The 26,275-nt window shown below is 40.6% G+C and carries 29 protein-coding genes, 1 pseudogene, 4 riboswitches and 1 other annotated feature; of the genes and pseudogenes, 24 read left to right on the top strand and 6 right to left on the bottom strand.

From position 1 onward, the window contains the following. Positions 1-11 precede the first annotated feature (11 nt). The 5 genes from IEV52_RS14545 (at position 12) to modB (ending at position 4,313) form a co-directional block, all read left to right on the top strand. Positions 12-332 (top strand): antibiotic biosynthesis monooxygenase family protein, encoded by a 321-nt coding sequence (locus IEV52_RS14545; RefSeq protein ID WP_188403230.1) that lies wholly within the window; start codon positions 12-14, stop codon positions 330-332. 93 nt (positions 333-425) lie between these two features. Further along, positions 426-540, top strand: a riboswitch (SAM riboswitch). 87 nt (positions 541-627) lie between these two features. Then, positions 628-1,446: an alpha/beta hydrolase family protein gene (locus IEV52_RS14540; RefSeq protein WP_188403229.1), complete on the top strand. Its 819-nt coding sequence runs from the start codon at positions 628-630 to the stop codon at positions 1,444-1,446. A gap of 47 nt (positions 1,447-1,493) precedes the next feature. After that, a riboswitch (SAM riboswitch) is annotated at positions 1,494-1,608 on the top strand. Positions 1,609-1,730: 122 nt separating this feature from the next. Continuing rightward, positions 1,731-2,549, top strand: coding sequence for a MetQ/NlpA family ABC transporter substrate-binding protein (locus tag IEV52_RS14535; protein ID WP_188403228.1), 819 nt, complete (start codon positions 1,731-1,733; stop codon positions 2,547-2,549). A 354-nt stretch (positions 2,550-2,903) separates the two neighbouring features. Then, positions 2,904-3,653 (top strand): molybdate ABC transporter substrate-binding protein, encoded by a 750-nt coding sequence (modA, locus tag IEV52_RS14530; protein ID WP_188403931.1) that lies wholly within the window; start codon positions 2,904-2,906, stop codon positions 3,651-3,653. A 3-nt stretch (positions 3,654-3,656) separates the two neighbouring features. Beyond that, positions 3,657-4,313 (top strand): molybdate ABC transporter permease subunit, encoded by a 657-nt coding sequence (modB, locus tag IEV52_RS14525; RefSeq protein WP_188403227.1) that lies wholly within the window; start codon positions 3,657-3,659, stop codon positions 4,311-4,313. A gap of 52 nt (positions 4,314-4,365) precedes the next feature. On the opposite strand, the gene IEV52_RS22590 is transcribed toward modB, so the two are convergent. Continuing rightward, positions 4,366-4,497, bottom strand: a complete 132-nt coding sequence (locus tag IEV52_RS22590) for a hypothetical protein (RefSeq protein WP_268234777.1) — start codon at positions 4,495-4,497, stop codon at positions 4,366-4,368. Positions 4,498-4,646: 149 nt separating this feature from the next. Next, positions 4,647-4,788: riboswitch (cyclic di-AMP (ydaO/yuaA leader) on the top strand. Positions 4,789-4,921: 133 nt separating this feature from the next. Between IEV52_RS22590 and IEV52_RS14520 the strand changes: the two genes are divergently transcribed. Continuing rightward, positions 4,922-6,748 carry an APC family permease gene (locus IEV52_RS14520; RefSeq protein ID WP_188403226.1) on the top strand — a complete coding sequence of 609 codons (1,827 nt, stop codon included), beginning with the start codon at positions 4,922-4,924 and terminating at the stop codon, positions 6,746-6,748. 51 nt (positions 6,749-6,799) lie between these two features. On the opposite strand, the gene IEV52_RS14515 is transcribed toward IEV52_RS14520, so the two are convergent. After that, complete coding sequence (locus IEV52_RS14515) at positions 6,800-8,053, bottom strand: cation:dicarboxylate symporter family transporter (RefSeq protein WP_373869437.1); 1,254 nt, start codon at positions 8,051-8,053, stop codon at positions 6,800-6,802. A 252-nt stretch (positions 8,054-8,305) separates the two neighbouring features. On the opposite strand from IEV52_RS14515, the gene bcaP reads away from it, so the two are divergent. The 4 genes from bcaP (at position 8,306) to IEV52_RS14495 (ending at position 11,986) form a co-directional block, all read left to right on the top strand. After that, positions 8,306-9,685 (top strand): branched-chain amino acid transporter BcaP, encoded by a 1,380-nt coding sequence (bcaP, locus tag IEV52_RS14510; RefSeq protein ID WP_188403224.1) that lies wholly within the window; start codon positions 8,306-8,308, stop codon positions 9,683-9,685. A 112-nt stretch (positions 9,686-9,797) separates the two neighbouring features. After that, on the top strand, positions 9,798-10,118 hold the full coding sequence (locus IEV52_RS14505) for a hypothetical protein (RefSeq protein WP_188403223.1): 321 nt from the start codon (positions 9,798-9,800) through the stop codon (positions 10,116-10,118). A gap of 144 nt (positions 10,119-10,262) precedes the next feature. Continuing rightward, positions 10,263-10,763 (top strand): cation:proton antiporter regulatory subunit, encoded by a 501-nt coding sequence (locus IEV52_RS14500; RefSeq protein ID WP_188403222.1) that lies wholly within the window; start codon positions 10,263-10,265, stop codon positions 10,761-10,763. After that, complete coding sequence (locus IEV52_RS14495; RefSeq protein ID WP_188403221.1) at positions 10,760-11,986, top strand: cation:proton antiporter; 1,227 nt, start codon at positions 10,760-10,762, stop codon at positions 11,984-11,986. Before IEV52_RS14500 ends, IEV52_RS14495 begins: the two co-directional genes overlap by 4 nt. A gap of 178 nt (positions 11,987-12,164) precedes the next feature. Here IEV52_RS14495 and IEV52_RS14490 read toward each other — a convergent pair whose 3' ends face one another. Next, positions 12,165-12,752, bottom strand: a complete 588-nt coding sequence (locus tag IEV52_RS14490) for a hypothetical protein (protein WP_188403220.1) — start codon at positions 12,750-12,752, stop codon at positions 12,165-12,167. A gap of 136 nt (positions 12,753-12,888) precedes the next feature. On the opposite strand from IEV52_RS14490, the gene IEV52_RS14485 reads away from it, so the two are divergent. From IEV52_RS14485 to IEV52_RS14465, 5 genes are all read left to right on the top strand, one after another. Further along, on the top strand, positions 12,889-13,971 hold the full coding sequence (locus IEV52_RS14485; RefSeq protein ID WP_188403219.1) for a DUF3626 domain-containing protein: 1,083 nt from the start codon (positions 12,889-12,891) through the stop codon (positions 13,969-13,971). 156 nt (positions 13,972-14,127) lie between these two features. Continuing rightward, entirely contained in the window at positions 14,128-14,640 is a 513-nt protein-coding gene (locus IEV52_RS14480) for a MarR family transcriptional regulator (protein WP_229754354.1), read from the top strand. 18 nt (positions 14,641-14,658) lie between these two features. Beyond that, positions 14,659-14,890: a binding site (T-box leader), on the top strand. Positions 14,891-14,937: 47 nt separating this feature from the next. Next, complete coding sequence (tyrS, locus tag IEV52_RS14475) at positions 14,938-16,185, top strand: tyrosine--tRNA ligase (RefSeq protein ID WP_188403218.1); 1,248 nt, start codon at positions 14,938-14,940, stop codon at positions 16,183-16,185. Between the two features lie 179 nt (positions 16,186-16,364). After that, a complete protein-coding gene (locus IEV52_RS14470) occupies positions 16,365-17,060 on the top strand; it encodes a GNAT family N-acetyltransferase (protein WP_188403217.1) in 696 nt (231 codons plus the stop codon). 91 nt (positions 17,061-17,151) lie between these two features. Beyond that, entirely contained in the window at positions 17,152-17,601 is a 450-nt protein-coding gene (locus tag IEV52_RS14465; RefSeq protein WP_188403216.1) for a YrvL family regulatory protein, read from the top strand. Positions 17,602-17,644: 43 nt separating this feature from the next. Here the strand turns inward: IEV52_RS14465 and IEV52_RS14460 are convergent, their stop codons facing one another. Continuing rightward, entirely contained in the window at positions 17,645-18,724 is a 1,080-nt protein-coding gene (locus IEV52_RS14460; RefSeq protein ID WP_276208313.1) for a nitric oxide synthase oxygenase, read from the bottom strand. Positions 18,725-18,837: 113 nt separating this feature from the next. On the opposite strand from IEV52_RS14460, the gene IEV52_RS14455 reads away from it, so the two are divergent. The 4 genes from IEV52_RS14455 (at position 18,838) to IEV52_RS14440 (ending at position 21,607) form a co-directional block, all read left to right on the top strand. Continuing rightward, positions 18,838-19,326: an NUDIX hydrolase gene (locus IEV52_RS14455; RefSeq protein WP_188403214.1), complete on the top strand. Its 489-nt coding sequence runs from the start codon at positions 18,838-18,840 to the stop codon at positions 19,324-19,326. A gap of 12 nt (positions 19,327-19,338) precedes the next feature. Next, the gene (locus tag IEV52_RS14450) at positions 19,339-19,836 is read left to right on the top strand and encodes an HIT family protein (RefSeq protein WP_188403213.1); all 498 of its coding nucleotides are present in this window, start codon (positions 19,339-19,341) and stop codon (positions 19,834-19,836) included. After that, the gene (locus tag IEV52_RS14445; protein ID WP_188403929.1) at positions 19,832-20,371 is read left to right on the top strand and encodes a GNAT family N-acetyltransferase; all 540 of its coding nucleotides are present in this window, start codon (positions 19,832-19,834) and stop codon (positions 20,369-20,371) included. The genes IEV52_RS14450 and IEV52_RS14445 overlap by 5 nt, the downstream gene beginning before the upstream one ends. A 99-nt stretch (positions 20,372-20,470) precedes the next feature. After that, positions 20,471-20,574, top strand: a riboswitch (purine riboswitch). 169 nt (positions 20,575-20,743) lie between these two features. After that, positions 20,744-21,607, top strand: a complete 864-nt coding sequence (locus IEV52_RS14440; RefSeq protein ID WP_188403212.1) for a 5'-methylthioadenosine/S-adenosylhomocysteine nucleosidase — start codon at positions 20,744-20,746, stop codon at positions 21,605-21,607. Between the two features lie 497 nt (positions 21,608-22,104). Here IEV52_RS14440 and map read toward each other — a convergent pair whose 3' ends face one another. Further along, on the bottom strand, positions 22,105-22,851 hold the full coding sequence (map, locus tag IEV52_RS14435; RefSeq protein WP_188403211.1) for a type I methionyl aminopeptidase: 747 nt from the start codon (positions 22,849-22,851) through the stop codon (positions 22,105-22,107). Positions 22,852-23,027: 176 nt separating this feature from the next. Here map and IEV52_RS14430 point away from each other — a divergent pair, with 176 nt between their 5' ends. Next, complete coding sequence (locus IEV52_RS14430; protein WP_188403210.1) at positions 23,028-23,390, top strand: group I truncated hemoglobin; 363 nt, start codon at positions 23,028-23,030, stop codon at positions 23,388-23,390. Between the two features lie 42 nt (positions 23,391-23,432). Here IEV52_RS14430 and cyoE read toward each other — a convergent pair whose 3' ends face one another. Next, a complete protein-coding gene (cyoE, locus tag IEV52_RS14425) occupies positions 23,433-24,347 on the bottom strand; it encodes a heme o synthase (protein WP_188403209.1) in 915 nt (304 codons plus the stop codon). Positions 24,348-24,708: 361 nt separating this feature from the next. Between cyoE and IEV52_RS14420 the strand changes: the two genes are divergently transcribed. The 4 genes and pseudogenes from IEV52_RS14420 (at position 24,709) to IEV52_RS14405 (ending at position 26,265) form a co-directional block, all read left to right on the top strand. Further along, positions 24,709-25,122: a MarR family winged helix-turn-helix transcriptional regulator gene (locus tag IEV52_RS14420; RefSeq protein ID WP_188403208.1), complete on the top strand. Its 414-nt coding sequence runs from the start codon at positions 24,709-24,711 to the stop codon at positions 25,120-25,122. Continuing rightward, entirely contained in the window at positions 25,113-25,460 is a 348-nt protein-coding gene (locus IEV52_RS14415) for a DUF3147 family protein (RefSeq protein ID WP_188403207.1), read from the top strand. The genes IEV52_RS14420 and IEV52_RS14415 overlap by 10 nt, the downstream gene beginning before the upstream one ends. 12 nt (positions 25,461-25,472) lie before the next feature. Continuing rightward, complete coding sequence (locus IEV52_RS14410) at positions 25,473-25,682, top strand: helix-hairpin-helix domain-containing protein (RefSeq protein ID WP_188403206.1); 210 nt, start codon at positions 25,473-25,475, stop codon at positions 25,680-25,682. Between the two features lie 23 nt (positions 25,683-25,705). Next, a pseudogene (locus tag IEV52_RS14405) lies at positions 25,706-26,265 on the top strand (AAA family ATPase). The last annotated feature ends 10 nt before the right edge of the window (positions 26,266-26,275 follow it).

Below are 26,275 nucleotides of genomic sequence, written 5' to 3'. Positions count from 1 at the left end.
GGGGATACGAAGTGAGCCATATATCTAAAACACCAAAACCACCTTATTATGCGGTTGTTTTTACATCAACACGCACCGAAGTCGATCAGGGCTACGGACAGATGGCCGAGAAAATGGTGCAGCTAGCCTCACAACAGAAAGGTTTTCTGGGTGTGGAAAGTGCTCGGGACTCTAATCTCGGAATAACGGTATCGTATTGGGATTCTTTAGATGCTATTCAATCTTGGAAAGAGAATGCAGCCCACCAGATTGCACAGGATAAGGGGAAAAAAGAGTGGTACCGGAATTTTGGAGTAAGGATCAGTAAAGTAGAGAGAGATTACTTTTTCTAAAATGAGATAATTATCGTTCCTGTTCTTGTTTTCTGACTTTTTCGTTGACATCTTATTTCTAGTAGACTATGATTGTTTGTAATTTAATAAAAACTCTTATTAAGAGCAGGCGGAGGGAATTAGCCCGATGAAGCCCGGCAACCATTCATGCTGAACAGTCAGTGTGAAAACGGTGCTAAATCTAACAGCTTATGCTGAAAGATGAGAGGATGGACGGATTCTATTAGGTATAAACCGTGTTCTCTCAGGAACGCGGTTTTTTTGTTTTTAAAAAAAGTGAAAGGAGATCGGTCGCATGGAAAATGGTGATTGTTTACGCTGGAAAGGGAAGAAGCTTGCCTATACCGTTCATTACCCATCATCACCTGGTCTTGGTGGTGAACGATATCCGCTCGTTATCATCTGCCACGGGTTTACAAGTACACGAATAGGCGTTGATCGTTTATTTGTAAAAACGGCACAGGAATTAGCGAAGCTCGGTTTTGCCGTCTTGCGATTCGATTATGCGGGTTGCGGTGAGAGTGATGGATCATATGGCGATAATGAATTTGCGTGTTTTATCGATCAAACGAAGCATGTGATCTCGTTTGGCAGTAAACTTCAAAACATTGACCCTGATCAAGTAACACTTATCGGCCATAGCTTAGGCGGGGCCGTTGCTGCTAGTACAGCTGCTGTTGATCATCGTATACGGAATGTTGTGCTCTGGTCAGCCGTTGGTGATCCTTATGAAGATATTTCTGAAATTGTTGGGTATGACGAAAATCATCCAGGTTCAGTTGGTGTTATCGATCATCTAGGTTATGAGATTACGGAAAACTTTCTAATCTCGCTAAAACCGTATTCTCCGATCCATGTTTGGGATACGTTCAGAGGTAACGCACTCTTTATCCATGGAACAGGTGATCATGTGATTTCATCTGACTATTGTTATGAATATTTTGATCACGCAAGAGTACGTCCAGAAGGGTCAACGGATATGGTTCTAGTGGAAGGAGCGAACCATACGTATTCATCCATTCAGCACTTTAAGCAGCTGATTGACGCAACATCGGAATGGCTTATAGAGTATGCGGCTCCTCAAGTTCAGAAAAATTTGAAAAAAAGTGTTTGACTTTAAATGAAATTCCTGTAATAATACAAAGTAATTTGATATGAATACTCTTATTAAGAGCAGGTGGAGGGAATTAGCCCTATGAAGCCCGGCAACCATTCGTACTGAACAGCCAGTATGGAAACGGTGCTAAATCTAACAGCGAACGCTGAGAGATGAGAGGAGAAACGGATCTATTTCGGAAACCTTCTGTCTCTTCATGAGTTCAGAAGGTTTTTTTGCATTCTGCCTCTTGTAGAGTTCTTATCAAACCACAGAGAAAATAAAGGATAGGGGATTATGAGATGAAGAGATTAATTCAAGTGCTTTTAGCAAGTTTGGCCGTATTTGTTCTAGCAGCTTGTGGATCAACAAGCGGTGAAGAGAAGACGGAGAAATTAACAGTAGGTGCGTCAAACGTACCGCATGCTGAAATCTTAGAAGAAGCAAAACCAATACTAAAGGAAAAAGGTATTGACCTTGAGATTGTAACATTCCAAGATTATATCTTACCGAATAAATCATTGTACGAAAAAGAAATCGATGCGAACTACTTTCAGCACATCCCATATTTAACACAGCAGGTAAAGGATAACCCGAAGTACAAATTTGAAAACGCAGGGGCAGTTCACCTCGAGCCGATGGGCGTTTATTCTAAGAGACATAAATCATTAAAAGATCTGCCGGAGGGCGCAAAAATAATCTTAAGCAATTCTGTTGCCGAGCATGGACGCATTCTTTCGATCTTTGAAGCAGAAGGATTGATTAAGCTTAAAGAAGGAAAAGGATATGAAGCCCAGCTTAGTGACATTGTTGAGAATCCGAAGAACCTAGAGTTTATTGCAGATATCGACCCAGGTCTTTTAACAAAAGCGTATGAGCATGATGAAGGTGACGCGATCGTAATCAACACAAACTTTGCGATCGATGCAGACCTTAATCCAAAAGAAGATTCCATTGCACTTGAAGGATCTGAATCTCCATTTGCAAACATCATCACGGTTCGTGAAGGGGACAAAGACAAGAAAGCGATCAAAACACTGCTAGAAGTCCTTCACTCTAAAGAGATCACAGACTTTATCGACAAGGAATACAAAGGCTCTGTGCTTGCTGTAACGGAGTAAAAATAAAGGAAGCTATCATAAAGGTTATTGTACCTTTATGGTGGCTTTTTTCATTTGAGATGTGAAGGAGGATGATGCGAGTTTGTCGAAAATTGCAGATTCGCTGATATTTGGCTAAAACTCGCCGAATTAATGCGCAAACTCGCTGAATTAATGCTAAAACTCGCCGGAATTTCTTATATTTTCGCTGAATTATGGGGCTTTGTTTCTTGAATGCTTACTAAAACTGCGAAAAAATACTCTAACTCCAATATAAAGGCTTTCGGGTAATGTTTTGCTATAATCGTAAGTAATCAGTTTTAAAGCGGGAAGGAAGAAATCACCTTGAAAAAATGGTATTTGATCTTTTTTAGTATGCTGTTGATCCTGATAGGGTGCGGGCAAACCGAAAAGAAGCAGGATGTTTCTGGATCCACAGAGAAGGTAGAGCTCACGATCTCGGCCGCAGCCAGTTTACAGGATGCATTAAAAGAAATAGCGGCAGACTTTGAAAAGAAACATCCCAACATAAAGATTACATATAACTATGGGGCGTCAGGTGCCTTGCAGCAGCAAATCTCACAGGGAGCGCCGGTAGATCTCTTTTTCTCTGCGGCAGAAGATAAATATGACAAGCTTGTTAAAGATGGTTTGATCCATAAAAAAAATGGGACAGACCTTGTTCGAAATGAGCTCGTTTTAATCGTGGCAAGTCATTCAGATGTAAAAGGGTTTAATGATTTAGCGAAGATTGAAAAGTTCTCTATAGGAACGCCTGAATCTGTTCCAGCAGGAAAATATGCAAAGGAAACACTAGAAAACTTGAGGTTATGGAATGAGGTTGATGAGAAAGTGGTTTATGCGAAAGATGTTCGGCAGGTTCTTACATATGTAGAGACGGGGAACGTGGACGCAGGTATCGTTTATAAAACAGACGCCATGACTTCTAAAAAAGTAAAAGTGGCAGCAACCGCTGACGAAAACAAGCATTCTCCTATTGTTTATCCAGTAGGTGTGGTTAAAAAAAGTCCACACCAAAAAGAAGCTATGCTGTTCTATGACTACCTTCAAGAGAAAGAAATCCTGCAGATCTTTAAAGAGTATGGATTTAGCACGGTCAATTAATTGATGGGTGCAGAATTTTGGTCACCTGTAAAACTGTCACTTGGCATTGCGTTGGTTGCGGCAATCCTAGTTATTCTTACAGGGTTATTTTTAGGACGAGTGATGGCTGATCGGAAATTCAAGGGAAAATCCATCTTGGAAACGGCTTTTCTGCTTCCGTTAGTGCTCCCGCCAACTGTAGTGGGGTTCTTATTGATCGTACTTTTTGGAAGAAACGGCCCAGGCGGACAACTGATTGAATGGCTTTTTAACCAGCCGATCATGTTCACGTGGTGGGCAGCTGTGATCGCTTCTGCCGTCGTCGCGTTTCCCCTTATGTATCAGTCTGCAAAGGCAGGTTTTGAATCAATTGATGGAGACATCGAAAATGCAGCTCGAGTGGACGGAGGGAATGAATTTCAAGTATTGCTCCGAATCTCTATTCCTCTAGCTCTAAGGGCACTAATTTCTGGTGCAATTTTAAGTTTTGCACGAGCGTTAGGGGAGTTCGGCGCAACCTTAATGTTTGCCGGGAACATACCAGGTAAAACACAGACTGTCTCGACTGCCATCTACATGGCAATGGATTCAGGGAATATGGATCTTGCCTGGCTTTGGGTTGCATGTGTTGTTGGTATTTCCTTTCTGATGTTGATGGCTGTTAACCGGGTAAAAGCTTGAATGATGAGATACGCTTAAGGAAAGTAGAAAAAGATCCCGCTCACGGGGTCTTTTATTTTTTGTCAATCTCCTGAGAATTTTGGAGTTCTTGTTTGTCGTCGTTAAATCCGTACTGCTCGTTAATTTCCTCTGCTACTTGTGTTAAATATTCATCTGAAAAAAGGGGGTTTGGCTCTTTATACATGGTATACTCCTTTAATTTTCGACTCTATTCATTACGAAATGAATTCATTAATCTTTATAAACAATATGGGCCATTTTTTAGTAACATATTCTTTAAATAAATGTTATTTACTTTTTGTTATGACAGGAGTATTATTATCACAGTTTCTAATTTCTAAATCGCTGAAACCAAATCGGTGCGGGGGAACCATTTCGGATTCTTTGGAATCCTGGGGTGAATCCTTTTTTAAGGTAGGGCTACTCAAAGGCCCGAATCCGACAGCTAACTCCGTAAGCGTTTATGAGAAGGAAGGTGGAGCTTGTGGAGCCGAAAATTTAAGGTCTGCAGGTCGTTTTTCTTGATGACTTGCAGACTTTTTTTTGTTAAAAACAGAAGTTATGGAAAAGATTAAAAGAGATAAAAAAATCCGGACGGAGAGTACATTATGTTAACATCATTGAAAAGATTCTTAATTGGTCGTCCACTAAAGTCGACCGAATTAGGAGAACAAAAAATTAATAAAACGAAGGCATTGGCTATCCTTTCATCGGATGCCCTTTCATCAGTAGCGTATGGTCCTGAACAGATCTTAATCGTCCTTATTACAGTGGGAGCTGCTGCTTTTTGGTATTCTATCCCGATCGCTATCGGGGTGTTATTTCTTTTAACTGCTCTCATTTTGTCTTACAGGCAGATTATTTATGCGTATCCACATGGCGGCGGAGCATACATTGTTTCTAAATCAAACTTAGGTGTGAATCCAGGGCTTATTGCAGGAGGATCGCTCCTTGTCGATTACATTCTGACTGTAGCGGTAAGTGTATCGGCAGGAACCGACGCGATTACATCAGCGTTTCCTGCTTTACATGAATTTAACGTTGAGATCGCGATTATTTTTGTCATCTTCCTTACAGTATTGAACCTAAGAGGTGTAACGGAATCAGCTTCCATTCTTGCATACCCGGTTTATCTATTCGTATTAGCACTATTTATTCTAATCGCCGTTGGTATTTACAAAATCGTGACGGGTGATGTTTCAGCCGACCTGCCCACGCCAATTGGAACACCGGTGGCTGGCATTTCATTATTCATCCTTTTGCGTGCCTTTGCTTCAGGAAGTTCGGCCCTGACTGGTGTAGAAGCGATCTCGAATGCGATTCCGAACTTTAAAGACCCAGCACCTGTAAATGCTGCGCGTACTTTAATGATGATGGGAGCATTACTGGCGATCCTTTTTTCAGGTATCGTGACACTCGCTTACTTTTATGGTGTTGTCCCAAAAGCGGAGGTAACGGTCGTCTCTCAGATCGCTGAAGAAACATTTGGACGAAACTTCATGTACTTCTTCGTTCAAGGGACGACAGCCTTGATCTTGATCTTAGCAGCAAATACAGGATATTCTGCGTTTCCTCTCTTAGCTGTAAATTTGGCAAAAGATAAGTTTATACCGCGTATGTTCCTAGCAAGAGGAGACCGATTGGGTTATTCCAATGGTATCATCATCCTGGGATTGGCTTCGATACTTCTTATTGTTGCGTTTCACGCTGAAACAGAGCATCTCATTCCTCTATATGCTGTAGGAGTATTCATTCCTTTCACGCTATCGCAAACGGGGATGATGTTGAAGTGGCTTCGAGAAAAGCCAGCAGGATGGGTCCCGAAATTTATAACGAATACAACGGGAGCTGTTATTAGTTTTATTGTTACGCTGATGTTCTTCTTGACAAAGTTTTCGCAGGTGTGGTCGATTCTAGTCTTCTTGCCGATTATCGTGTTTATTTTCCATAGAATTAAAAAGCACTATGATGCGGTTGGAGACCAGCTGAGGCTTACAACGTGTGAGCCTTCACCAGATATAAAAGGAAATGTGATGATCGTTCCTGTTGCCGGGATCACGCATGTGGTCGAGAATTCCTTAAAATATGCAAAGTCCTTAAACCCAGATCAAATTATAGCGGTATATGTAGCCTTTGAAAGGGAAGACGAGAAGAAGTTTGAAGAGAAGTGGGAGAAATGGCAGCCAGACATTAGGCTCGTTACGCTGCACTCCCAGTACAGAAGCATAATAGGTCCGTTAACAAAGTTTGTAGACACAGTTGCTCATAAAGCGAAAGAAGGAGATTATCAAGTAACGATAGTGATCCCGCAATTCATTCCGAAGAAGGGGTGGCATAATATCCTTCACAACCAGTCGAGTCTGTTGATTCGCGCTTATCTATTATACAAAAGAGATATTGTCATCTCGACCGTGCCTTTTCATCTGAAAAAATAAAGTCAAAAAAAACCGTGTCAGCTTTTAAATGCTGACACGGTTTTTCTTTTATTAGCTTACTTCAGATTCATATTGCTGGGCTTTTATTGGGTTGAACTTGCCTTCCCACTTAGACATCACCACAGCGGCTAAAGAGTTACCTACAACGTTTACTGCCGTACGTGCCATATCCAGGATACGGTCAATACCTGCAATGAAGGCTAATCCTTCTAGAGGAATTCCTACAGAACCTAGAGTGGCTAAAAGTACTACGAATGAAACGCCAGGAACACCTGCGATACCTTTAGACGTTACCATCAATACAAGTAACAATGAAATCTGCTCTGCAATGGATAGTTCTATTCCGTACATTTGAGCGATAAACAGTGCTGCAATTGCTTGGTAAAGAGTAGATCCATCCAGGTTGAACGAGTAACCTGTCGGAATAACAAATGAAGTGATCGCTTTCGGACAGCCGAACTTCTCCATTTTTTCCATCAGTTTTGGCAATACTGTTTCTGAGCTGGCTGTTGAATAAGCTAAGATTAATTCATCTTTTAGAATTTTGATCACCGTGAAGATATTAACCTTCACCATCGCTGCAACTCCGCCTAATACGACGATTACGAAGAAGAACATCGCTCCATAAACAACTAGAACAAGTTTGCTCAATGGTACAAGAGATTCAATACCGAATTTTGAAACGGTTACTCCGATCAGTGCAAATACTCCAAATGGAGCAAGTTTCATGATCTGGTTTGTGATATAGAACATCGCATCTGCCGTTCCTTGGAAGAACGCTAATACAGGCTTACCTCTCTCACCGATCGCTGCAATTCCTAATCCGAATAATACAGAGAAGAAGATGATAGCAAGCATATCTCCATTAGCTAACGATTCAAAAAGATTGGTTGGAACAATATTCAAGAATGTATCAGCAAAACCATGGCTTTCCACGGATTCAGTCGTTTCCACATAACTTGAAATATCGCCTTTTGATAATGATTTCATGTCCACGCCTGCACCAGGCTGGAAGATATTAGCTATAAATAGTCCGATTATAATAGCTAAAGTTGTAATAATTTCAAAGTATAAAATGGTTTTTCCGCCAAGACGTCCTAACTGCTTAATGTCTCCAACACTCGCTACACCGACGATGAGGCTGGAAACAACAATTGGTACGACGATCATTTTAATTAGTCGAATAAAAATGTCTCCAATAGGCTGCAGATACCCTTGGACTGTTTCGTTTCCAAAGAACAAAGCACCAACAATGATCCCGACAGCAAGTCCAATCAGGATTTGCCAAGCTAAACTAATTCTTATCTTTTTCAAATTGAATCACCTTCTTCATAAGTTTTTAATCTGAGATGTCCACATGAAGAATATTTTAGCGAGTATAATGAATGATTGTCAAACTTAAATATTCCCAAGCGCTATTTTTTGAAAACGTTAACAATATATTTTGTTATTTATTAGAAATGTTAGAAAATTTTAATGTTTACAAATTCAATAAATGCTTGTACAATAGCAAAATGTGAATAATTCGACTTTTATCGACAATTATCGGAGGCACTTATGAACTTGTTTAGAAAGAAATTAGTATCCAATCAAACCCCGGAGCAATCTCTTAATCGGGTACTCGGGGCTCTAGATTTAACGATGTTAGGAGTGGGAGCGATCATTGGTACAGGAGTATTTGTACTGACTGGTGTAGCTGCGGCTAAGTATGCTGGTCCAGCATTGATTCTCTCATTTATCATAGCAGGTCTAGCGTGTGTATTTGCGGCATTATGCTATTCGGAATTCGCATCCATGATTCCGCAATCAGGAAGTGCCTATACGTACAGTTATGTGGCGTTTGGTGAGATCTTCGCTTGGATTTTAGGATGGGATCTCGTCTTAGAATATGGACTTGCTTCATCAGCAGTGGCCAGTGGGTGGTCAGGTTACTTCCAAAGCTTGTTAACCGGGTTTGGCATCCACCTTCCAACGGCCTTAACTAGTGCATTTGATCCAGCAAAAGGTACGTATATTGACTTACCGGCTGTAATTATCGTTTTACTCGTAACGTTATTGCTGTCCAGAGGTGTTAAAGAATCAGCAAAGTTCAATGCGATCATGGTTATTGTTAAAGTAGCCGTTGTACTTCTCTTTATCGCAGTAGGGGTATGGTATGTGGAACCGACGAACTGGCAGCCGTTCATGCCATTTGGATTCTCAGGCGTTGTAACAGGTGCGGCAGTCGTTGTGTTTGCATACTTCGGGTTTGATGCCGTTTCAACAGCAGCTGAGGAAGTGAAAGATCCGCAGCGAAATCTTCCGATCGGTATTATTTCAGCTCTAGCGATTTGTACGATCATCTATATCGCAGTTTCCTTAATCCTTACGGGAATTGTTCCTTATGAAATGTTAAATGTAAAAGATCCAGTTGCATTTGCTCTTCAATTTATTCACCAAGATTGGGCTGCAGGGTTTATCTCGCTTGGTGCCATTGTAGGGATAACGACTGTTCTTATTGTGATGATGTTTGGACAGACTCGATTGTTCTATGCGATGAGCCGCGATGGATTGCTTCCTAAGAAGCTTTCATCCGTTCATCCACGATCTAAAGTTCCGCTTCCAAGTACATGGGTTACAGGTATTCTGGTAGCACTTTTTGCAGGGTTTGTACCGTTGGATAAATTAGCAGAATTAACAAGTATCGGAACATTGTTTGCATTTGCTACCGTTTCACTTGGAGTTGCAGTTCTTCGTAAAACAAGACCGGACTTGAAGCGTGGATTTAAAACACCATGGGTACCGGTTATCCCAGCATTAGCGATCATCTTCTGTGTGTATCTAATGCTTCAGCTATCAGCATTCACATGGAAAGGGTTCGTCGTATGGCTTGTAATGGGACTTGTTATTTACTTTAGTTATGGATACCGAAACAGCAAGCTTCATACAACTAAATAATAAGATATATTGGAAAAGTCTCCTTCTAAAAGGGGGCTTTTTTGCTTCGCTTCATTGAACTTGTGTTTTTATGTTAAAATTAAAGCAGAACTGTAGAAAGGGGGAGTAAGAATTGCGTAGAATTTTCTTATTGGCATTGCTGTATGTGTTCGCGGGCACATCTCTATTTCCGAACTACAATATGGAAAACCTATCATCGCCACCTCAAAAAGACGTGTTTGAAATATCCTCTTCGTCGTTCGATGATTCAACCATAATTGGCGAATATCCAACGAAAAGCAAGAAGTTGAAAAAGGGAATAAAGGCTATTCACTTAAACCGTACGATCCTGTTGGATGAGAACAAAGAGTTCCATGTGCAGCCGAGGATTGACCCAATCAGCAAAAATGCCGTATTCCTTACCCCCTATCAATTCCAATCGAATTACCTCTGACGGTCATAATCCCTATAAAAGCTTTTGAAAATCCTTAACCAGTAAGGGTTTATTTGGAAATCCAAATCGATACCAATCTGTTCGGAAAAACAAGTAACCGAACGTTTATTTGTCTTGTCTAAAAAAGCTGAAGGAGAGTAAATTATGATCGTCAAAGAAATAGAATTACCCGGAATCGGAAGAAAGTTTGAAGTGGAAATTGCAAATGGAGATAAAGTGGTGGTCATTGTTCATGACGATGGCCGAAGAGAAATCTACCATTTTGATAAAAAGGATTATGAAGAGAGCCTGTCGTCTGTTACCTTGAGCGATACGGAATCAAGACAGTTCGCAGCCATTATCGGCGGCATAATCTATAGGCCAAAAGCCATTGAAACCATTGAAATGGCGTTCGATGAACTGATGATTGAGTGGTATAGAATTGAACCCGATGCATTTGCAGTCAGTAAAACAATTGGTGAGTTAGACATCCGTCAAAAATATGAAGTATCTGTTATTGCCATTGTAAAAGGGAATGAGAAAGTATTGAACCCTGGACCCGAAACGATGATTGAATCAGGAGATATGATAGTCATTTCCGGGGAAAGGCATGGTGTAAAAAAGATCATTAAAGAGATGTTATCGGCTGAGGTGAGCAGTGAATGAATAACCACCTCGTCTTAGAAGTAGGAACAGCGTTGATCATTATTTCTTTAGCAGCTTTAATCGCAAATAAGTTAAACTTTTCGATTATCCCTTTTCTCATCATTTTTGGCATGATCGTAGGACCACATGCTCCCGTGATCGGAGTATTGGATTTTACCTTTATTAAAAGCAACGAAATTATCACCTTCTTTGGAAGGATCGGAGTATTGTTTTTGCTGTTCTACCTTGGTTTAGAATTTTCAGTAGGGAAATTGGTTCGTTCTGGTAAGTCGATTGCCATAGGCGGAAGTATCTATATTCTTATTAACTTCTCACTCGGATTGATCTACGCCTTTCTTATGGGATTCTCCGTACTTGAAGTTCTGATTATTGCAGGTATTATTACGATTTCTTCGAGTGCCATTGTGGCTAAAGTTATTGTGGACCTGAAGCGTACAGCAAATCCGGAGACAGAACTGATATTGGGGATCATCATGTTTGAAGATATATTCCTTGCTGTCTATCTATCCATCATTTCTGGATTGGTATTAGGCGATGCTACATCCGTTTTTGGAGTGGCTAAGTCCATTTTTATCGCATTTGGTTATATGATCTTGTTCTTCGTTATTGCCAGAACATGTACGAAGCATTTAAACAAACTACTTAATATCACTTCCAATGAGATTTTTATTATTGTGATTTTTGCTTGTTTGTTTTTTATCGCAGGATTCTCAGAAACCATCCATGTGGCAGAAGCTATTGGTGCACTTCTGTTAGGGCTTGTTTTTTCTGAGACAGAGCATAGTGAGCGCATTGAAAAAATGGTCATACCATTTAGAGATTTCTTTGGAGCCACCTTTTTCTTCAGCTTTGGTTTAAGCATCGACCCGTTCACACTAGGCGGCGCGGTTTGGCTAGCCCTTGGAGCCGTAGTGATCACCATTATTGGAAATTTTGCAGCCGGAATGATCGCGGGGAGAAAAGCAGGGTTATCTCATAAAGCCTCCTCAAACATCGGTTTAACGATTGTTTCGAGAGGAGAATTTTCTATCATTGTCGCGAACATCGGAATGGCTGGCGGATTAGCTTCCGTACTAAAGCCATTTTCCGCTCTGTATGTTCTGATTCTAGCGATTCTAGGCCCTTTGCTTACTAAAGAATCAAAGAAATTATATACGTTCTTAAATGGGATCTTTAAGTGGAAGACTGAAGAGCCGCAACAGCTCAAAAAGAAGGCAAATTGATGGGGAGATTAAGTGATGCGAGAAGTTTTAACGTTTAGTATATTGACAGTTGTTCTGGTATTGGTTTTTACTCACTTTTATAATCTTTCAATTCCGGAACATGAGTACCCGAGATTATTTAAGTTTTTAAAGAAACTATAAAAAAGATAAGCGCAGCTTCTCTAACGAGGCTGTGCTTTTATTGTTTTTGAACCTCTTCTTCTATCACCAGGGTGACCGCAACCGCAAACCTGCTATGAGGCAAATACTGAAGTTTCAAAGGTTTGTTCTTTAATTCCTGTAAATAGTCCGTCCTCGTGATATTCAGGTGAGCAACCTTAATCTCCACACCGTGAATAGTGATTGAAGAAATGTAGTCTTCTCCATACTTTGAACCGTCAAACGAGATTTCACTGGGCACTCCTTCCGATATCTTGAACTCATGGTCTTCATAGTTCCGTTTATCAGAAAATAGCTGAAACGTGGTAAGGGCAAAAGTTCCCGAACAAACGAGTGAACCAATTATCACGATAGGAACGAGGACCTTTTCCATGACATGATCCATCCTAGAATGAAGTGTGACAAGTGCAATAAATAATGAGAGTAAAGACATAGCCAGCCAAAGGGAGGCTTCCGATAACACGAGATGTTCCTTAAAGATCGTTGAAGACAGAAATAAGCTAAGAGCTGAAACGAATAGAATGAATATCATGAATAGAAGAGGAATTAATTTGGGTGTATGAAAATTTCGTGAGCCTGTAATTCTTTGTTTTTTGCGTTTTGCCATACGACCACTCCTCCTTTTTAAGAAGTATATTCTCTATATCTAAAATACGATCCTGATGGCCACATTCATTTGGTGTCGGAAGGATTTTTTTTTCGATTGTCGAAGGTGGGTATAAGAAACAAAGGGGAGCATTAGTATGAAATTAACAAAATCACAACAATTAGCGATTCAGCATTTTGAGGATTATGCCAGGAAACATAAAGATGATGCACGATCAACCATTCAGCATGTTCTAAAAATGTCTAATATAAAGGATTCGTTTTTTGAATCGGCTGTGCAAAAGTTAAAAGAAAACGCATGTGTTGCGCTGCATTTCCATCCTGATCGGCCCGATTCCAACTTAAAAAGTGTAGCACAGGCCTTATTGGAGCAAGGAATCTATAAAAGCCAATTTGAAACGTTATTATCGAATGGAAGTGTTAGTGCTTATCCTGGCGGGGCAAGAGATACGTGGGAAGAAAGATTGTTTGGCGGCGCTTATCAAACGGAGGGAACCACGAACAAAGACCGTCCTAAATATGGAGCGTTAAATGTGATGCTTCATCCGGATGGCCCTGCGCCACGTTTTGGATCGTGCTACTTTCTATTATCCCCAGGAGTATCAAAGCGTGCGACGTATACCTATTTAGATTCTCACCAAGATCCAAGAGGGAAGGGTACTTTATCAGAGTTTGATATGATTCTATCTGAGCTGCTTGCAGAAGTTTTCGTAAGAGATTTTGCTATTGGAGAAATGAATTTAACACCTACAAAGCTGATTCATCACTTTAATACGGAATTAGAAAAGCCCTTTTTAAAACCGGAAGGCAAGGAGGCAGTCCGCAACCTGAACCATTATATTGAGGCACAAGTTCATGGTGATATTTCTTTAAGGGAAGATGTTGAGGTTCTTGTAGCAGATCCATCTTTTAAAAATACCGACACTGGCAGAACTCTTCAGCAGCTATGTAGAACATACGCTATTGAACTCTACTGGCACTCGGGCTTTCAATTATCAGTTGATGAAGTTCCTCCAGACTTTCGTGGGCCTAGCATGCCTTCGCTCGCGAAACGTATTGCTCACAATGGCGTGATCCATGCACAATGTATAGGCGCCGCTGTATTTGATCTGAAGCGTAATCCGGATGCATGGAGCGATAGAGGAACGATTGACGAGGCTTTACAAGAACTAAAATTGTTGTGGCATGTGTTAGTGAAGTACGGAAAACCTAAGACTTGAAAAATACGCGTTATTTTTCAAGTTTTTTTAGTTAGAAAAAAGCAATCGGACAGATTATTAGGCGCGCTTAGAAAAAAATGCACTTGCCATACACAATTGAATCTGCTATTATCGTTTCAAAGCTAACGATTATGAAAACTTTAAGGAGTGGTTAGCATTTATTCTTTTGATGAGTACGGTGAGTTATTGCCGGAAGAGAAGGAGACCATCAACAAATTAGCAAAAGCGCCAATTGAGTCACTTCATTTAGACTCTATCGCTGTTGTGACGAACCTTTACCGAGCTGCACAAGGTCTTCGAAACAAGATGGAGCGGGAAGTGTTATCCGATCACGGTCTTTCGTGGACATCCTTTTCCATCCTTTATGATCTGTGGATATGGGAATCGGTTGAAACGAAAAAGCTTGCACTGTCCGCAGGTGTCTCAAAAGCAACGATCAGCAACATTACGAATACACTGGAACGTAAAGAATTATGCTATAGAAAAATAGATAACCGCGACAGGCGGATCACCTATGTGGTGTTGACGGATAAAGGCAGAAAAGTGATGGAAGATCTGTATCCAAAGTTCCATCGAGGTGAAGTGGAAGTCGTTTCTTCGCTGTCGATTGATGAGCAAAAAGTGATATCGAGCTTGCTTCGAAGAGTCATTCGAGAGAACAACTTTTAAGGTAACAATTCCATATAAAAAAATGTGATGACAGGAAACCTAGTAGCAATGATCTCCCTGTTTTTCAGAGAGCCGGTGGCGGGTGCGAACCGGTACAAAGATCATGTGAATTACACTTCCAAGAGCTTTCTTTGTCTTTGGTAGCCAGAGATAAAGAACGGGCAAACCGTTATTTGATTTTGAGCGGAAGAATGATTGTATTCTTCAATTAGGGTGGTACCGCGTGTAAAAGTTAGACCACGTCCCTTATCGATAGGGATGTGGTCTTTTTTATATATTTTAATAGGAGGAATGAACATGGGTGAGGTTATGGATCAGCTTACTGAACAACAACGAAATGAGGTAGAGAGGCAGATAGCGATCTACACACAAGGTGTGCAGGATATCATTCCATCTGAAGATCTAGAAATGAAAGTGGCTAAATCTATTCTAGAGAACAAGCCTTTGAAAATTAAACTTGGCTTGGATCCATCAGCTCCAGACGTGCATCTAGGCCACACCGTTGTACTGAACAAGCTGAGACAGTTTCAAGAGAACGGTCATGTAATCCAGCTGATCATTGGCGATTTTACAGGAAAGATTGGAGATCCGACAGGAAAATCAGCTGCACGCAAGCAGCTTACAACAGAAGAAGTGGAGCATAACGCGAAGACGTACTTCGAACAGTTCGGAAAGATCGTTGATATGGAAAAAGTAGAACTGCACTACAACTCTAAGTGGCTTTCACAGCTTAATTTTGAAGATGTGATCAATCTTGCAGGGAAGATTACGGTTGCACGTCTGTTAGAGCGTGATGACTTTGATCAGCGTATTTCAACAGGAAAACCGATCTCCCTGCATGAGTTCTTCTACCCTTTAATGCAAGGATACGACTCGGTCATGCTGGAGTGCGACATCGAACTTGGCGGAACAGACCAGCATTTTAATATCTTGATGGGACGTCATTACCAGGAGAAGTTTGGCAAGGAAAAGCAGGTAGCGATGCTGATGCTGCTGCTGGAAGGGCTGGACGGTGTGGAGAAGATGTCTAAGTCCAAAAAGAACTACATCGGCATTGATGAGGCTCCACAAGAAATGTACGGTAAAGCGATGTCGATTCCAGATTCATTGATGACGAAGTACTTTGAGCTCGTCACCGACTTAACGCCGGAAGAGCTGGAGAAGTTTAAAGCTGATATCGGGAGTGGGAAAATGCATCCGCGTGATGCGAAGATGTTTTTAGCAAAGACCATCGTGCGTATGTACCATGGTGAAGAAGCCGCCAAGAAAGCAGAGCAGCATTTTGTGACGGTATTCCAGCAAGGAACGCTGCCGGATGACATCCCGATAGTGGTGTGGAGAGGTGCTGAAAAGATTTCTGTGATCGACTTGATAGTTGAGTTGAAAATGCTGTCTTCAAAAAGTGAAGCCCGCCGCATGATTGCAAACCGAGGTGTTAAGATTAACGGGGAAAAAGTGGAAGACACAAATTGGCAAGTAACCATTGCTGACGATTTGATCATTCAGGTTGGAAAGCGGAGATTTGTGAAGCTTCAATTGGTTTAGAGTGGAAAGGGCAACTTAGTTGTTGTCCATTTTTGAGTATAATACAATTCTGTGTGGATGGACGGCTTTGTTTGAACCCTATTGCACAAGACACATTATTAGAGACTCATAAATGAAAAAGTTGTATTTGAACGGCTATAAATTCAGGGAACAACAATAAGAATGGAAGGTATGTATGTATGACAATCACATGGCATGAGATCACTTATGATGATGCAGAACGATTAAATGACGCATTTACCCTTTATCATCAATCTTTTCCGATGGAAGTGAGAGAGACAGAAAACATCTTCATCCAAAGTTTAGAGTATGCCGAGAAACATAGGCCTAATAACTATCGTTTTTTGGTTGGCTATCTGGATGAGGAGCTTGTATCGCTCTCAACGGCACACTATTTAGCTGATGTGAACACGGGGTTTATTGTATACCTTGTTACAAATTCAATGGTGCGAAGTCGTGGATTAGGTAGGGAGACTTTGCGTAAGATGGAAGAGTTTTTAAACCAGGATGCAGTAACAGCAGGACATAAATCTTTAAAAGCTATCGTTTTAGAGACGGAAATACTAGAAACGCTGCATACAGAAGAAGAAAAGGAAGATAGCATTAAGCGTACGAGGTTTTTTTTGAAGAATGAGTTTAGGAAATATGAGGATGTTAATTACTTGCAGCCGCCAATCCACCAGGACGGAGTCGATGTTCCGTTACATCTTTTTATTAAAAATTTGAGCGAACAGGAATTAAAGAAGGATGAGGTCACGCGTATCGTTAGAGCCATGTATATAGAGAAGTATTATATGTCAAATCGTATTGAAAAGCATGTTCTCAATCGTTCATACAGAAAGATGAATATAGAAGAGAATGATCTGTTTGAATAAGGAAGTTAAAGACATGGTGGTCTGTTTACACAAGGATAATATGATAAAATAAGCTGTAATCGGACATAGTTTCATAGAGGGGTACACATCAATGAGTAAACAGAACGAGTCATTTCGTCACTTGAAATGGAATGTGAAGATGTTTGTTGTAACCGCTTTATCCGCTTTAGTAATCCTTGCTCTAACCTTTATAGTAGGATTATTTTTCTTTGGTTTTACAGGTATCTTTAGTTTACTAGGGGTTCAATTTGAGTCGTTTTCAGCCATATTACTGTTCGTTCTCTATTTCTTTCTTCTTGGTATTATTAGTGATCTTTTTTCTAAAGTTTTTATTTTGCTGATAACACCAAAGTTATCAGGTGCTGTTTTGGTCTTTCTCATAACGATGATCATAGATTGTACATTCTCCTGGTTTGCTTTACATACAGTGGATGAGCTTATGAGAAGTATTACGATTCCAATTACTGCAGAATTGATTGTAGTGTTATTGCTATTCATAGTAGATGTTGCATTTGAAGGAAAAAAAGAATGGAAGAAATGAAAATACGCAGGCGTATACCTGCGTATTTTTTCTGCTTCCAATATTAATAAGGTCTCTCTTGATAAAAATAATTGGGCCTTAACACTTCATTTTTATATGGTTTATGAAAGATATGTGTAGTAGCAGGAGACATTGGCGGAATGAGCCACGCCCAGTTGCCGGTTACTTTTCTTCCACCCTCTGTCTCTTTTTCTTCAAACTTCTTAAACTGCTGTGCAGCTGTATGGTGATCCACAATGCTAACGCCGTCTTCTCTGAACGAATGCAGGACGGCAATATTCAGTTCAACAAGTGCTTTATCTTTCCAAAGTGAGATGGAGCTCTTTGTATCTAGCCCCATCAACGATGCAATCTGAGGCAGCATGTTATACCGGTCTTCATCGGCTAAGTTGCGCGCTCCGATTTCGGTTCCCATATACCAACCGTTAAAAGGTGCTGCTGTATATCGGATGCCGCCGATTTCCAGTGCCATATCAGAAATAAAAGGAACGCCATACCACTTGAGCTGCAAGTCTTCAAACCATTCATATTCTGGATGTCGAATCTCTACTTCAAGTGTAACTTCGTCTGGCAGTTCAAAGAATTTAGGAGCATTATCGTTGAGTTGAATAATGATTGGCAGAATATCAAATCTTCCGTATTTCGGCTCCCAACCGAGTTCGATGCATTTTTTCGTGAAAGCGACTGACCCTGGATCACCAATTACGCCGTCTTCTAGTTGGTAGCCAGCATAACGGATCAACTGATGGTTCCAAATGCGTATATGGTTCTCGTGAGCTTGCGGGTGAAAAATCGTAATTGTAGGACGGATGCGCCCACGGTTTGTAGCATAATGCATGTGCTCTAAAATGGCTTTGAATATATCTTCTTCTGTTTGAAGGTGTCTCTTATCTAAAGTGTGCATTTGATCCCAAAAGAGCCTTCCGATACAGCGGTTGCTGTTTCGCCAAGCTACTTTTGCTCCGTATTCCAGTTCTTGAGGAGTGTGCACATACATACCTTCTGTTTGAATGTGATTTGTGATCTCATGTATTCTTTCATCGATCTCGTTTTGTGTTCTATGTAACTCCTGATAGCAGGAATTGATAAATTCTTTTGCTTCCTGTAATAAATCTTTCTTCAAAATAAATCCCCCAACAAAAATAAAAGTTATTCTTATCATAGCCTAGTTTAAGCGGAAATACCGCTAATGATGTTCATGAAGTGAGTATTTATGAATAGTGGAGGGAATGAACAATGAGAGCTCCGTACCAAGTTTTGGTTCTGCCCTATAAGACAGAAAAAAGCGACATCAAATTTGCCATTTTTAAAAGAGCTGATCTCAACTATTGGCAAGGTATTGCTGGTGGCGGGGAAGAGGGTGAAACAGCGCTTCAATCGGCTGGACGTGAAATTTTAGAAGAAGCGCGATTAAACGTAGAATCTAATCTGATGCAGTTAGATTCCGTGTCATCGCTGCCAGTGGAACATGTTATCGGTCGTTTCTTGTGGGGGGAAGACGTGTATGTCATTCCTGAATATGCTTTTGGCGTGGAAGTGGCTGATCAAGAAATAACTTTATCGAGAGAACATTCTTCTTTTAAGTGGGTGAGCTATGACAAAGCAATTGAGGCGCTAAAATGGGACAGCAATAAAACAGCATTGTGGGGGTTGAACGAAAGACTGAAAAAGAGAACCATAAAAAAGGAAAATAATGCTAAGATAAAGACAAGATTAATGGAATGAGGTTATTGGATAATGTCTGATAAAAGCTGTTTAATTTGTGAGCGCATTGAAATGATTAAGAACGGAACTAACCCATATTTTGTTGCTGAATTGGAAACGGGTTATGTAGTCATTGGTGATCATCAGTATTTTAAGGGATACAGTTTGTTTCTTTCTAAGCAACATAAGACAGAGCTTCACTTTTTAGAAGAGAACGTGAAGAACGAGTTTTTAATCGAGATGAGTAAAGTAGCTGAAGCCGTTTATAAAGCCTTTAACGCTGAGAAATTGAACTATGAGTTGCTTGGGAATGGCGATTCACATCTGCACTGGCACCTATTTCCTCGAAGAGAAAAAGATTCACCTGTAAAAGGTCCTGTCTGGTGGGTTGAACGTGATGATATGTTTGCAGAAGAGGTAAAGCCCTCAGCAGAAGAATTAGAAGATATGAAGATTAGACTACACAACGAATTAATTAAGGTAACTCCATTAAAAAATTCTTTCAAAAAGGCAGGGACACTCCATGATTGATAAATTTCCGATCATTGAAACAAAGAGACTAATCCTTAGAGAAGTGACAAAAGATGATGCAGAAGATATGTTTACATACCTATCTGAACCGGATGTTGTAAAACATATGGGGTTAGAACCGTATCGAACGGTTAAGGATGTTTTCGGTGAGATTGAATGGTATGAATCTATTGTTAGAGAAGGCAGCGGTATGCGGTGGGGCATCACGTTGAAAGAATCCGGCAAGGTTATAGGTAGCTGTGGTTTCTTAAATAGATCTCCAAAACACTATCGAGCTGAGGTTGGATTTGAACTGAGCAAAGCATACTGGGGAAAAGGGATCGCTGCTGAAGCGTTGGAGGCTGTCATGAAGTTTGGTTTTCGGCACTTGGAGCTGGAAAGGATCGAAGCGCTCATTGAACCTGCTAATCTACCATCGCAAAAATTAGTAGAGAAGACGGGATTCATGAAAGAAGGACTGTTAAGACATTACGAATACACATGTGGAAAGTTTGATGATTTGTATATGTATTCGATATTGAAAGAAGATATTTAATTACGATTAACTAAAACACGAACAATCGCTCAATATTATCGATTATTATTCAGTTTTTAGTTGAATTTAAAATGATAGTTTGTTATATTATCAAAGTATTAAACTTAAAAACGAATTACTCGTATATGCTCGGTAATATGGTCTGAGTGTTTCTACCCGGTTCCCGCTGAAAGAACTGGACTACGAGTTAAAGTATTCCACAGTTGAATTCGGTTTTGTCCGTTATCAGCGTCAGTATGATTTTGCATGATTTTCAATTGCTTAATTATGTATACTTTGACTTCTATGGTCTGGAAGGTAGATTTCAATCTGCACTCTGGGCTTTTTTTACTTTAGCGGATCTACGAGTAATCCATCAGGGGGAGAGTCATTATGAAGAAATATGGATTGCTGGCGATTGCGGCTGTGTTGTTTTTATCAGCATTTGCAGGTTTTGACTTTAATCAGACTGCAGCAGGAAAAGAAAAGGCGAAGCGACCAATCATCATTCAAGGTCCGATGCCGATTGAAGCTGAGAATTTTGCTAAACGTTTAGAGAATGTAAAAGAAGAGAAGTCAGGAAACTTTGTTTTCTATAAAGGAAAACTTGATAACTATCCGGTAATCGTTGCGAAAACTGGAAAGGGTATGGAGAATACAGCAGCGGCAACAGCGATTGCTATTGAAAAATATAATCCGATCGCGATCATCAACCAAGGAACTTCTGGTGGACATGACCCAAGTCTGAATGTTTTTGATATTGTATTAGGTAAAAGAACGGTAAATTTGGGTTCTTTAAAAACTCCTCATTTGGAGGCGAACGAAGGCATCCATCCAACGTCTTGGATTCCGATGGACTTGATGGCATCTGAAGGAAGTGCAGGGGAAGACCCGAACGCAGAAAAGGCTCGTTATTTTGAGGGTGACGAAGAGCTGCTGGCAGCTGCACATGCTGTAAAAGATACTTATACAAAAGGAAAAGTGGTTGAAGGCACGATTGGTTCAGCAGATGTTTGGAACAACGAGGTGGACCGCATCAAGTGGTTCCATGAGAACTTTGGGACTTCAGTAGAAGAGATGGAAGGTGCGTCAGCCGCACAAATTTCCAAAGCCTATGATGTGGCGTTCTTAGGAATCCGCGTTCTATCAAACAACAAAACAAACGGCGGCAAGTACGACCCTACAACAGCTGCTGCGAACCAAGAGTATGTGTACGAAGTTGTTAAGCAATATATTGCTATGAAGCAAGGTAAGTAATCATTAAAGACAATTAATCTAATTTATCAATAACACTAAATATCATATCCCATCCATTGAAACCCCCGTTGAGGTTACCTCAGCGGGGTTTCTTTTATTTTTATTTGGAAAAACGATAAACATCTTGCGCATGGAGACCGCATGGATACAGCGTAATAATGATGAGAAGCCTGTTCCTCATTGGGAACAGGCTTTTTTGGGTTTTTTATTTATTATACTAATGAAAATGGGCAGTTTTGTAACCAAAACTGGTCCTTGTATTATTTTATGGGTAGAGTGTCATTGGATTAGCCCTATCGATGAGGTATCTAGGGGATAGCGAGAGAAGCGGGAATCCATCTTCTAGAGATATTTCCACGAAATTTAGCTTTAATTCCAGAAATTGCGAGCAAAATTCCACAAGTTTGGAGCATAATTCCACAAAAATTAGGGATAATTCAACAAAATGACACACTTCGACATAAAACTGCATTTTCATAACGACGGGCAAAATCCTATCACTGCTCGGTCAAAATGATCGGGCCATCCTTCGTAATTGCAAGGGTATGTTCAAATTGAGCGGAGAGCTTGCCATCAATGGTTCGCGCTGTCCATCCGTTGTTGTCCATCTTGCTTTGCCACATGCCTTCGTTGATCATGGGCTCAATCGTGATTACCATTCCTTCTTTTAGTTTTAACCCTTTTCCAGGTTCACCGTAGTGTGGAATTTGTGGATCTTCATGCAGGGTAGGACCGATTCCATGTGCCGTAAAATCACGTACAACGGAATAGCCTTCTGCTTCAGCATAGGTTTGAATGGCGTGACCGATATCGCCAATACGGTTTCCAGCAACCGCTTGTTCGATCCCCTTATATAGACATTCTTTTGTTACATCCAACAATTTTTGTTTCTGGGGAGAGATGTTGCCAACCGCATACGTCCAAGCAGAGTCGGCCAATCCTCCTCGCAAATTCACGACCATATCAATGGTAACAATATCCCCCTTTTTTAAAGGTTTCTTGCGCGGAAACCCATGACAGATCTCATCATTGATCGATGCACAAGTTGCATACTGATAGCCATGAAATCCTTTTTGTTCAGGCGTTGCACCATGTTCAGCTAGAAATTTTTCAACAAACTCGTTAATCTCCATCGTCGTGATGCCTGGTTTGATTCTTTTCGCGATCTCACGGTGGGTTGCAGCTAATAGCTTGCCTGCGTTATGCATAAGCTCGATCTCTCGGGCAGATTTTAAATGAATCATTTTACATCCCTCTTCACTTTCCGGATTATGTATAACGTCTATTATACGATAGGGATGGGTGACAACAAAAGTTTGGGTGCTTTCATAAGGAAATACAACTTGGAGGGATTCCTTTTTATCGTATTGGGTAATGATTAATAGGGTAGACGTAACAATCAGATAAAGGAGAGATTTTGATGCAGCAAACGCTTTATGAAAAAGTTGGCGGCGAGGAAGCAGTGGCAAAAGTGGTAGATTACTTTTATTCTGAATTGGTGTTAAAAGATGAAACGGTCAATCGTTTCTTTGAGCATACCGATATGGAAAAGCAAAAAAGCCATCAGACCAAATTTATCAGTTTTGCTTTAGGTGGCCCTAAACAGTACACAGGTAAATCGATGGCTAAGGCTCATGAAGGTTTAAATCTGCAGCCCGAGCATTTTAATGCGATCGCGAAACATCTGCACGACGCCCTGGCTCACTTCGGAGTAGAAGAGGCTGATATTGATACAGCATTAACGAAAGTCGCTTCCTTAAGAGACGATATTCTCTATAAATAGTGGACGAAAAAAATGCCCAGAGTGCGAGACTCTGAGCATTTTTTATTTTAAGATAAAAATCCCAACAAGGGAGTAGACGATGACAGTTGAGAAAAGGATCGTCATGTGAATAAGAGAATAGATAAATAGCAGCTTCGCCCATTTCTCTGAATCCTTGTTCTTTTTGTAACCGTAGATGCTCAAAACGAGCCATCCTACATTCATGAGCAGTGCCACTAACGTTAATCCTAAACTTAGCGGCAGGAATAGAAAACTCGTTAAGCTTAAGAGCACCAAGTAGATGTTAGTTTGCGTATACGTTCTCTTAATGCCTTTTACGACAGGAAGCATCGGAATTCTTGCTGCTTTATACTCATCATGCCGGCGGATCGCAATCGCATAAAAGTGTGGCATCTGCCAGATCACTTGAATGATGAATAATGCCGCAATAGCGGGATGTGCAAGAGTTCCGGTCATAGCCGCCCACCCGATTAATGGAGGCATCGCTCCAGAGATGCTGCCGATCTCTGTGTTGTAGATAGTACGCCTTTTACTCCACATCGTGTACGGAACAACGTAAAAGAATAACCCCAGAAAGCCTAACAGGGCAGCGAGTGGCGTAGTAAAAGCAAGAGCCACAATACCGAGTACAGCCATGATAACACCAAGCACTATAGCTGATTTCGTGTTGATCTCTCCCGTGACAGTGGGTCTGCCTTTTGTTCTCTCCATGATCGCATCGATGTCCCTGTCATATACGTTGTTGAACGTACCAGCAGCACCAATGACTAGAATCGTACCGATCAAGACGAAGAGTACATCTAATAATTTCGTGCCAGGGTCGATATCGTACGTATATAAAGCCAGCGTGAGTCCCGCAAACATGGGAACGAGGTTTGACTTGATAATACCTGTTTTCACTGTTTGTGACAGAACCGCTGACCGTTTTTGTTTTTCTAAACTTACACTTCTCTCCATACTATAAGACACCATCTTCACAATATTTCTCTCTCTATATTATCCATATAGTGTAACCTTAAATACTCCTCTATTAAAGCATTAAATGAATTCCCAGTTCAAATGATAGAACACCTGAGCGCACATTACAAAAGGGTTTTGTGAACGTTTTGTGATGGTTGTGTGATGGAAATGTGATACAAGCGCTTACGGGGCTTGTGATTATTGAACCTCGCTGGGCTTCTTTCTTATTCCCGGAATTCTGTTAATTCTATTTATCTTAGGAATTATTTCGTTTTCTTGCATCAAAATTGATTTATGATACAATTTATATCGTATAATAAGATATAATCATTTAGTACGATATAAAGGAGTGACATAATTGTCTCAGGCCTTAGAAGTAAACCAATATTGGACAGACATATATTTTCACCTGCATTATCCCCATGGTGAAAAGATTACTCACCAAGTTGTTCGAATCCTGCAGCTTATTGAAAAGAAGGAATCGATTGGTGTGAATGATGTGGCTTCGTATCTTCAAATCTCTCATAATACGGCTTCCGAACATGTGAAACGGCTGCTGGGGAAGAACTACATTATAAAAAAACGTGATCCTCTTGATGAGAGAAAAGTGTTGCTTGCCTTAACCGAACTAGGAAAAGATGTTCTTTACCAGAACACAAGTCTTGATGAAGAAAGACTGAATAAAATCCTTAATGAGATGAATGAGAAAGAGAAAGAGTTGGTTATCCAAGCTTTTAAACTGTTAAGCGAGCGTGCAAAGACATGTATGTAATAATGAAAATCATAATCTCTGCAGGAATTATTGCGATCGTTACGGAAGTAGCAAGAAGGTTTCCTGCGTATGGCGGAGTGGTTGCAGCATTGCCGCTTGTTAGTTTGTTAAGCATCATCTGGCTATATGTCCAAGGTGAACAAACAGCGAATTTAAGTAAATTTGCCTTAGGTGTTCTCTGGGGTTTCCCCGCTACAGCCGTTTTATTGCTTATTGTGTATTTCTCATTAAAACATTCACTTTCATTAATAATGTGTCTAGCGTTAGGCATAGGTGGGTGGCTAATATGTATTCTGCTTCAAGAAGCAGCGGTGAAATTTATCAAAAGCATGATATAAGGAGCTGAGAGTATGACAGTGGAAAAGCATCAAACAAATCTACCCTCAAAGTTAGCTAAACCAGCACAGCGAGCACTTGCAGGTGCTGACATCTTTACGATAGAACAATTAGCGAAGTGGCCGGAAAAAGACCTTATGGACTTACACGGAATGGGGCCGAAAGCAATGGGGCAGCTGCGTGAAGCACTAAACGAAAAAGGACTGTCGTTTGCAAAAAAATAAAACAGTACTTGAGGTGAAACATCATGAAGTTGGTTCTATTATTTGGACCGCAAGCCGTTGGCAAAATGACGGTTGGGCATGCATTAGAAAAAACGACAGAGCTAAAGCTGTTTCACAACCATATGACGATCGATCTTGTTAGTCCTTTTTTGATTATGGAACAAAAGAAGGGAAGAGGCTCGTCAACTTGTTTCGTTCTGAGATCTTTAAATCATTTGCTGACAGCGATCAATACGGCATGGTCTTTACTTATGTTTGGGCGTTTAACTACCAATCCGACTGGGATTTTGTAGAGAGTGTTTGCCAGGTGTTTGAGGAAGCAGGTGCAGCGATCTATTTCGTAGAACTTGAGTCAGATCTGCAAACAAGACTAAAGAGAAATACGACGCCACACCGTTTACAACATAAACCGACCAAACGAAACCTAGAATGGTCAGAGAATGATCTAAAGACATCGATGGATAAATACAGGCTGAACTCGCTTGATGGGGAGATCAAAAGGAAGAACTACCTGCGGATAAACAACACATACCTCAGTCCAGATGAGGTTGCAGCTCAAATCAAGGAAACATTCAATCTATAAAAGGACCTAA

The sequence above is a fragment of the Fictibacillus barbaricus genome (genome assembly GCF_014635025.1).
GTDB classification, from domain to species: domain Bacteria; phylum Bacillota; class Bacilli; order Bacillales; family Fictibacillaceae; genus Fictibacillus; species Fictibacillus barbaricus.
The sequence above is the reverse complement of the archived record's forward strand: the minus strand, read 5'-3'. Positions and strand labels throughout refer to the sequence as shown.

What these genes read in the sequence shown, in the direction of transcription:
- bcaP (WP_188403224.1), top strand. Translation starts at nt 8,306, where the DNA reads ATGAACTTGTTTAGAAAGAAATTAGTATCCAATCAAACCCCGGAGCAA.
- IEV52_RS14495 (WP_188403221.1), top strand. Translation starts at nt 10,760, where the DNA reads ATGAATAACCACCTCGTCTTAGAAGTAGGAACAGCGTTGATCATTATT.
- map (WP_188403211.1), bottom strand. Translation starts at nt 22,851, where the DNA reads ATGATTCATTTAAAATCTGCCCGAGAGATCGAGCTTATGCATAACGCA.
- IEV52_RS22590 (WP_268234777.1), bottom strand. Translation starts at nt 4,497, where the DNA reads ATGTATAAAGAGCCAAACCCCCTTTTTTCAGATGAATATTTAACACAA.
- IEV52_RS14415 (WP_188403207.1), top strand. Translation starts at nt 25,113, where the DNA reads ATGTATGTAATAATGAAAATCATAATCTCTGCAGGAATTATTGCGATC.
- IEV52_RS14410 (WP_188403206.1), top strand. Translation starts at nt 25,473, where the DNA reads ATGACAGTGGAAAAGCATCAAACAAATCTACCCTCAAAGTTAGCTAAA.
- IEV52_RS14535 (WP_188403228.1), top strand. Translation starts at nt 1,731, where the DNA reads ATGAAGAGATTAATTCAAGTGCTTTTAGCAAGTTTGGCCGTATTTGTT.
- IEV52_RS14430 (WP_188403210.1), top strand. Translation starts at nt 23,028, where the DNA reads ATGCAGCAAACGCTTTATGAAAAAGTTGGCGGCGAGGAAGCAGTGGCA.
- IEV52_RS14470 (WP_188403217.1), top strand. Translation starts at nt 16,365, where the DNA reads ATGACAATCACATGGCATGAGATCACTTATGATGATGCAGAACGATTA.
- IEV52_RS14490 (WP_188403220.1), bottom strand. Translation starts at nt 12,752, where the DNA reads ATGGCAAAACGCAAAAAACAAAGAATTACAGGCTCACGAAATTTTCAT.
- IEV52_RS14485 (WP_188403219.1), top strand. Translation starts at nt 12,889, where the DNA reads ATGAAATTAACAAAATCACAACAATTAGCGATTCAGCATTTTGAGGAT.
- IEV52_RS14465 (WP_188403216.1), top strand. Translation starts at nt 17,152, where the DNA reads ATGAGTAAACAGAACGAGTCATTTCGTCACTTGAAATGGAATGTGAAG.
- cyoE (WP_188403209.1), bottom strand. Translation starts at nt 24,347, where the DNA reads ATGGAGAGAAGTGTAAGTTTAGAAAAACAAAAACGGTCAGCGGTTCTG.
- IEV52_RS14440 (WP_188403212.1), top strand. Translation starts at nt 20,744, where the DNA reads ATGAAGAAATATGGATTGCTGGCGATTGCGGCTGTGTTGTTTTTATCA.
- IEV52_RS14450 (WP_188403213.1), top strand. Translation starts at nt 19,339, where the DNA reads ATGTCTGATAAAAGCTGTTTAATTTGTGAGCGCATTGAAATGATTAAG.
- modB (WP_188403227.1), top strand. Translation starts at nt 3,657, where the DNA reads ATGGGTGCAGAATTTTGGTCACCTGTAAAACTGTCACTTGGCATTGCG.
- modA (WP_188403931.1), top strand. Translation starts at nt 2,904, where the DNA reads ATGCTGTTGATCCTGATAGGGTGCGGGCAAACCGAAAAGAAGCAGGAT.
- IEV52_RS14540 (WP_188403229.1), top strand. Translation starts at nt 628, where the DNA reads ATGGAAAATGGTGATTGTTTACGCTGGAAAGGGAAGAAGCTTGCCTAT.
- IEV52_RS14500 (WP_188403222.1), top strand. Translation starts at nt 10,263, where the DNA reads ATGATCGTCAAAGAAATAGAATTACCCGGAATCGGAAGAAAGTTTGAA.
- IEV52_RS14455 (WP_188403214.1), top strand. Translation starts at nt 18,838, where the DNA reads ATGAGAGCTCCGTACCAAGTTTTGGTTCTGCCCTATAAGACAGAAAAA.
- IEV52_RS14520 (WP_188403226.1), top strand. Translation starts at nt 4,922, where the DNA reads ATGTTAACATCATTGAAAAGATTCTTAATTGGTCGTCCACTAAAGTCG.
- tyrS (WP_188403218.1), top strand. Translation starts at nt 14,938, where the DNA reads ATGGGTGAGGTTATGGATCAGCTTACTGAACAACAACGAAATGAGGTA.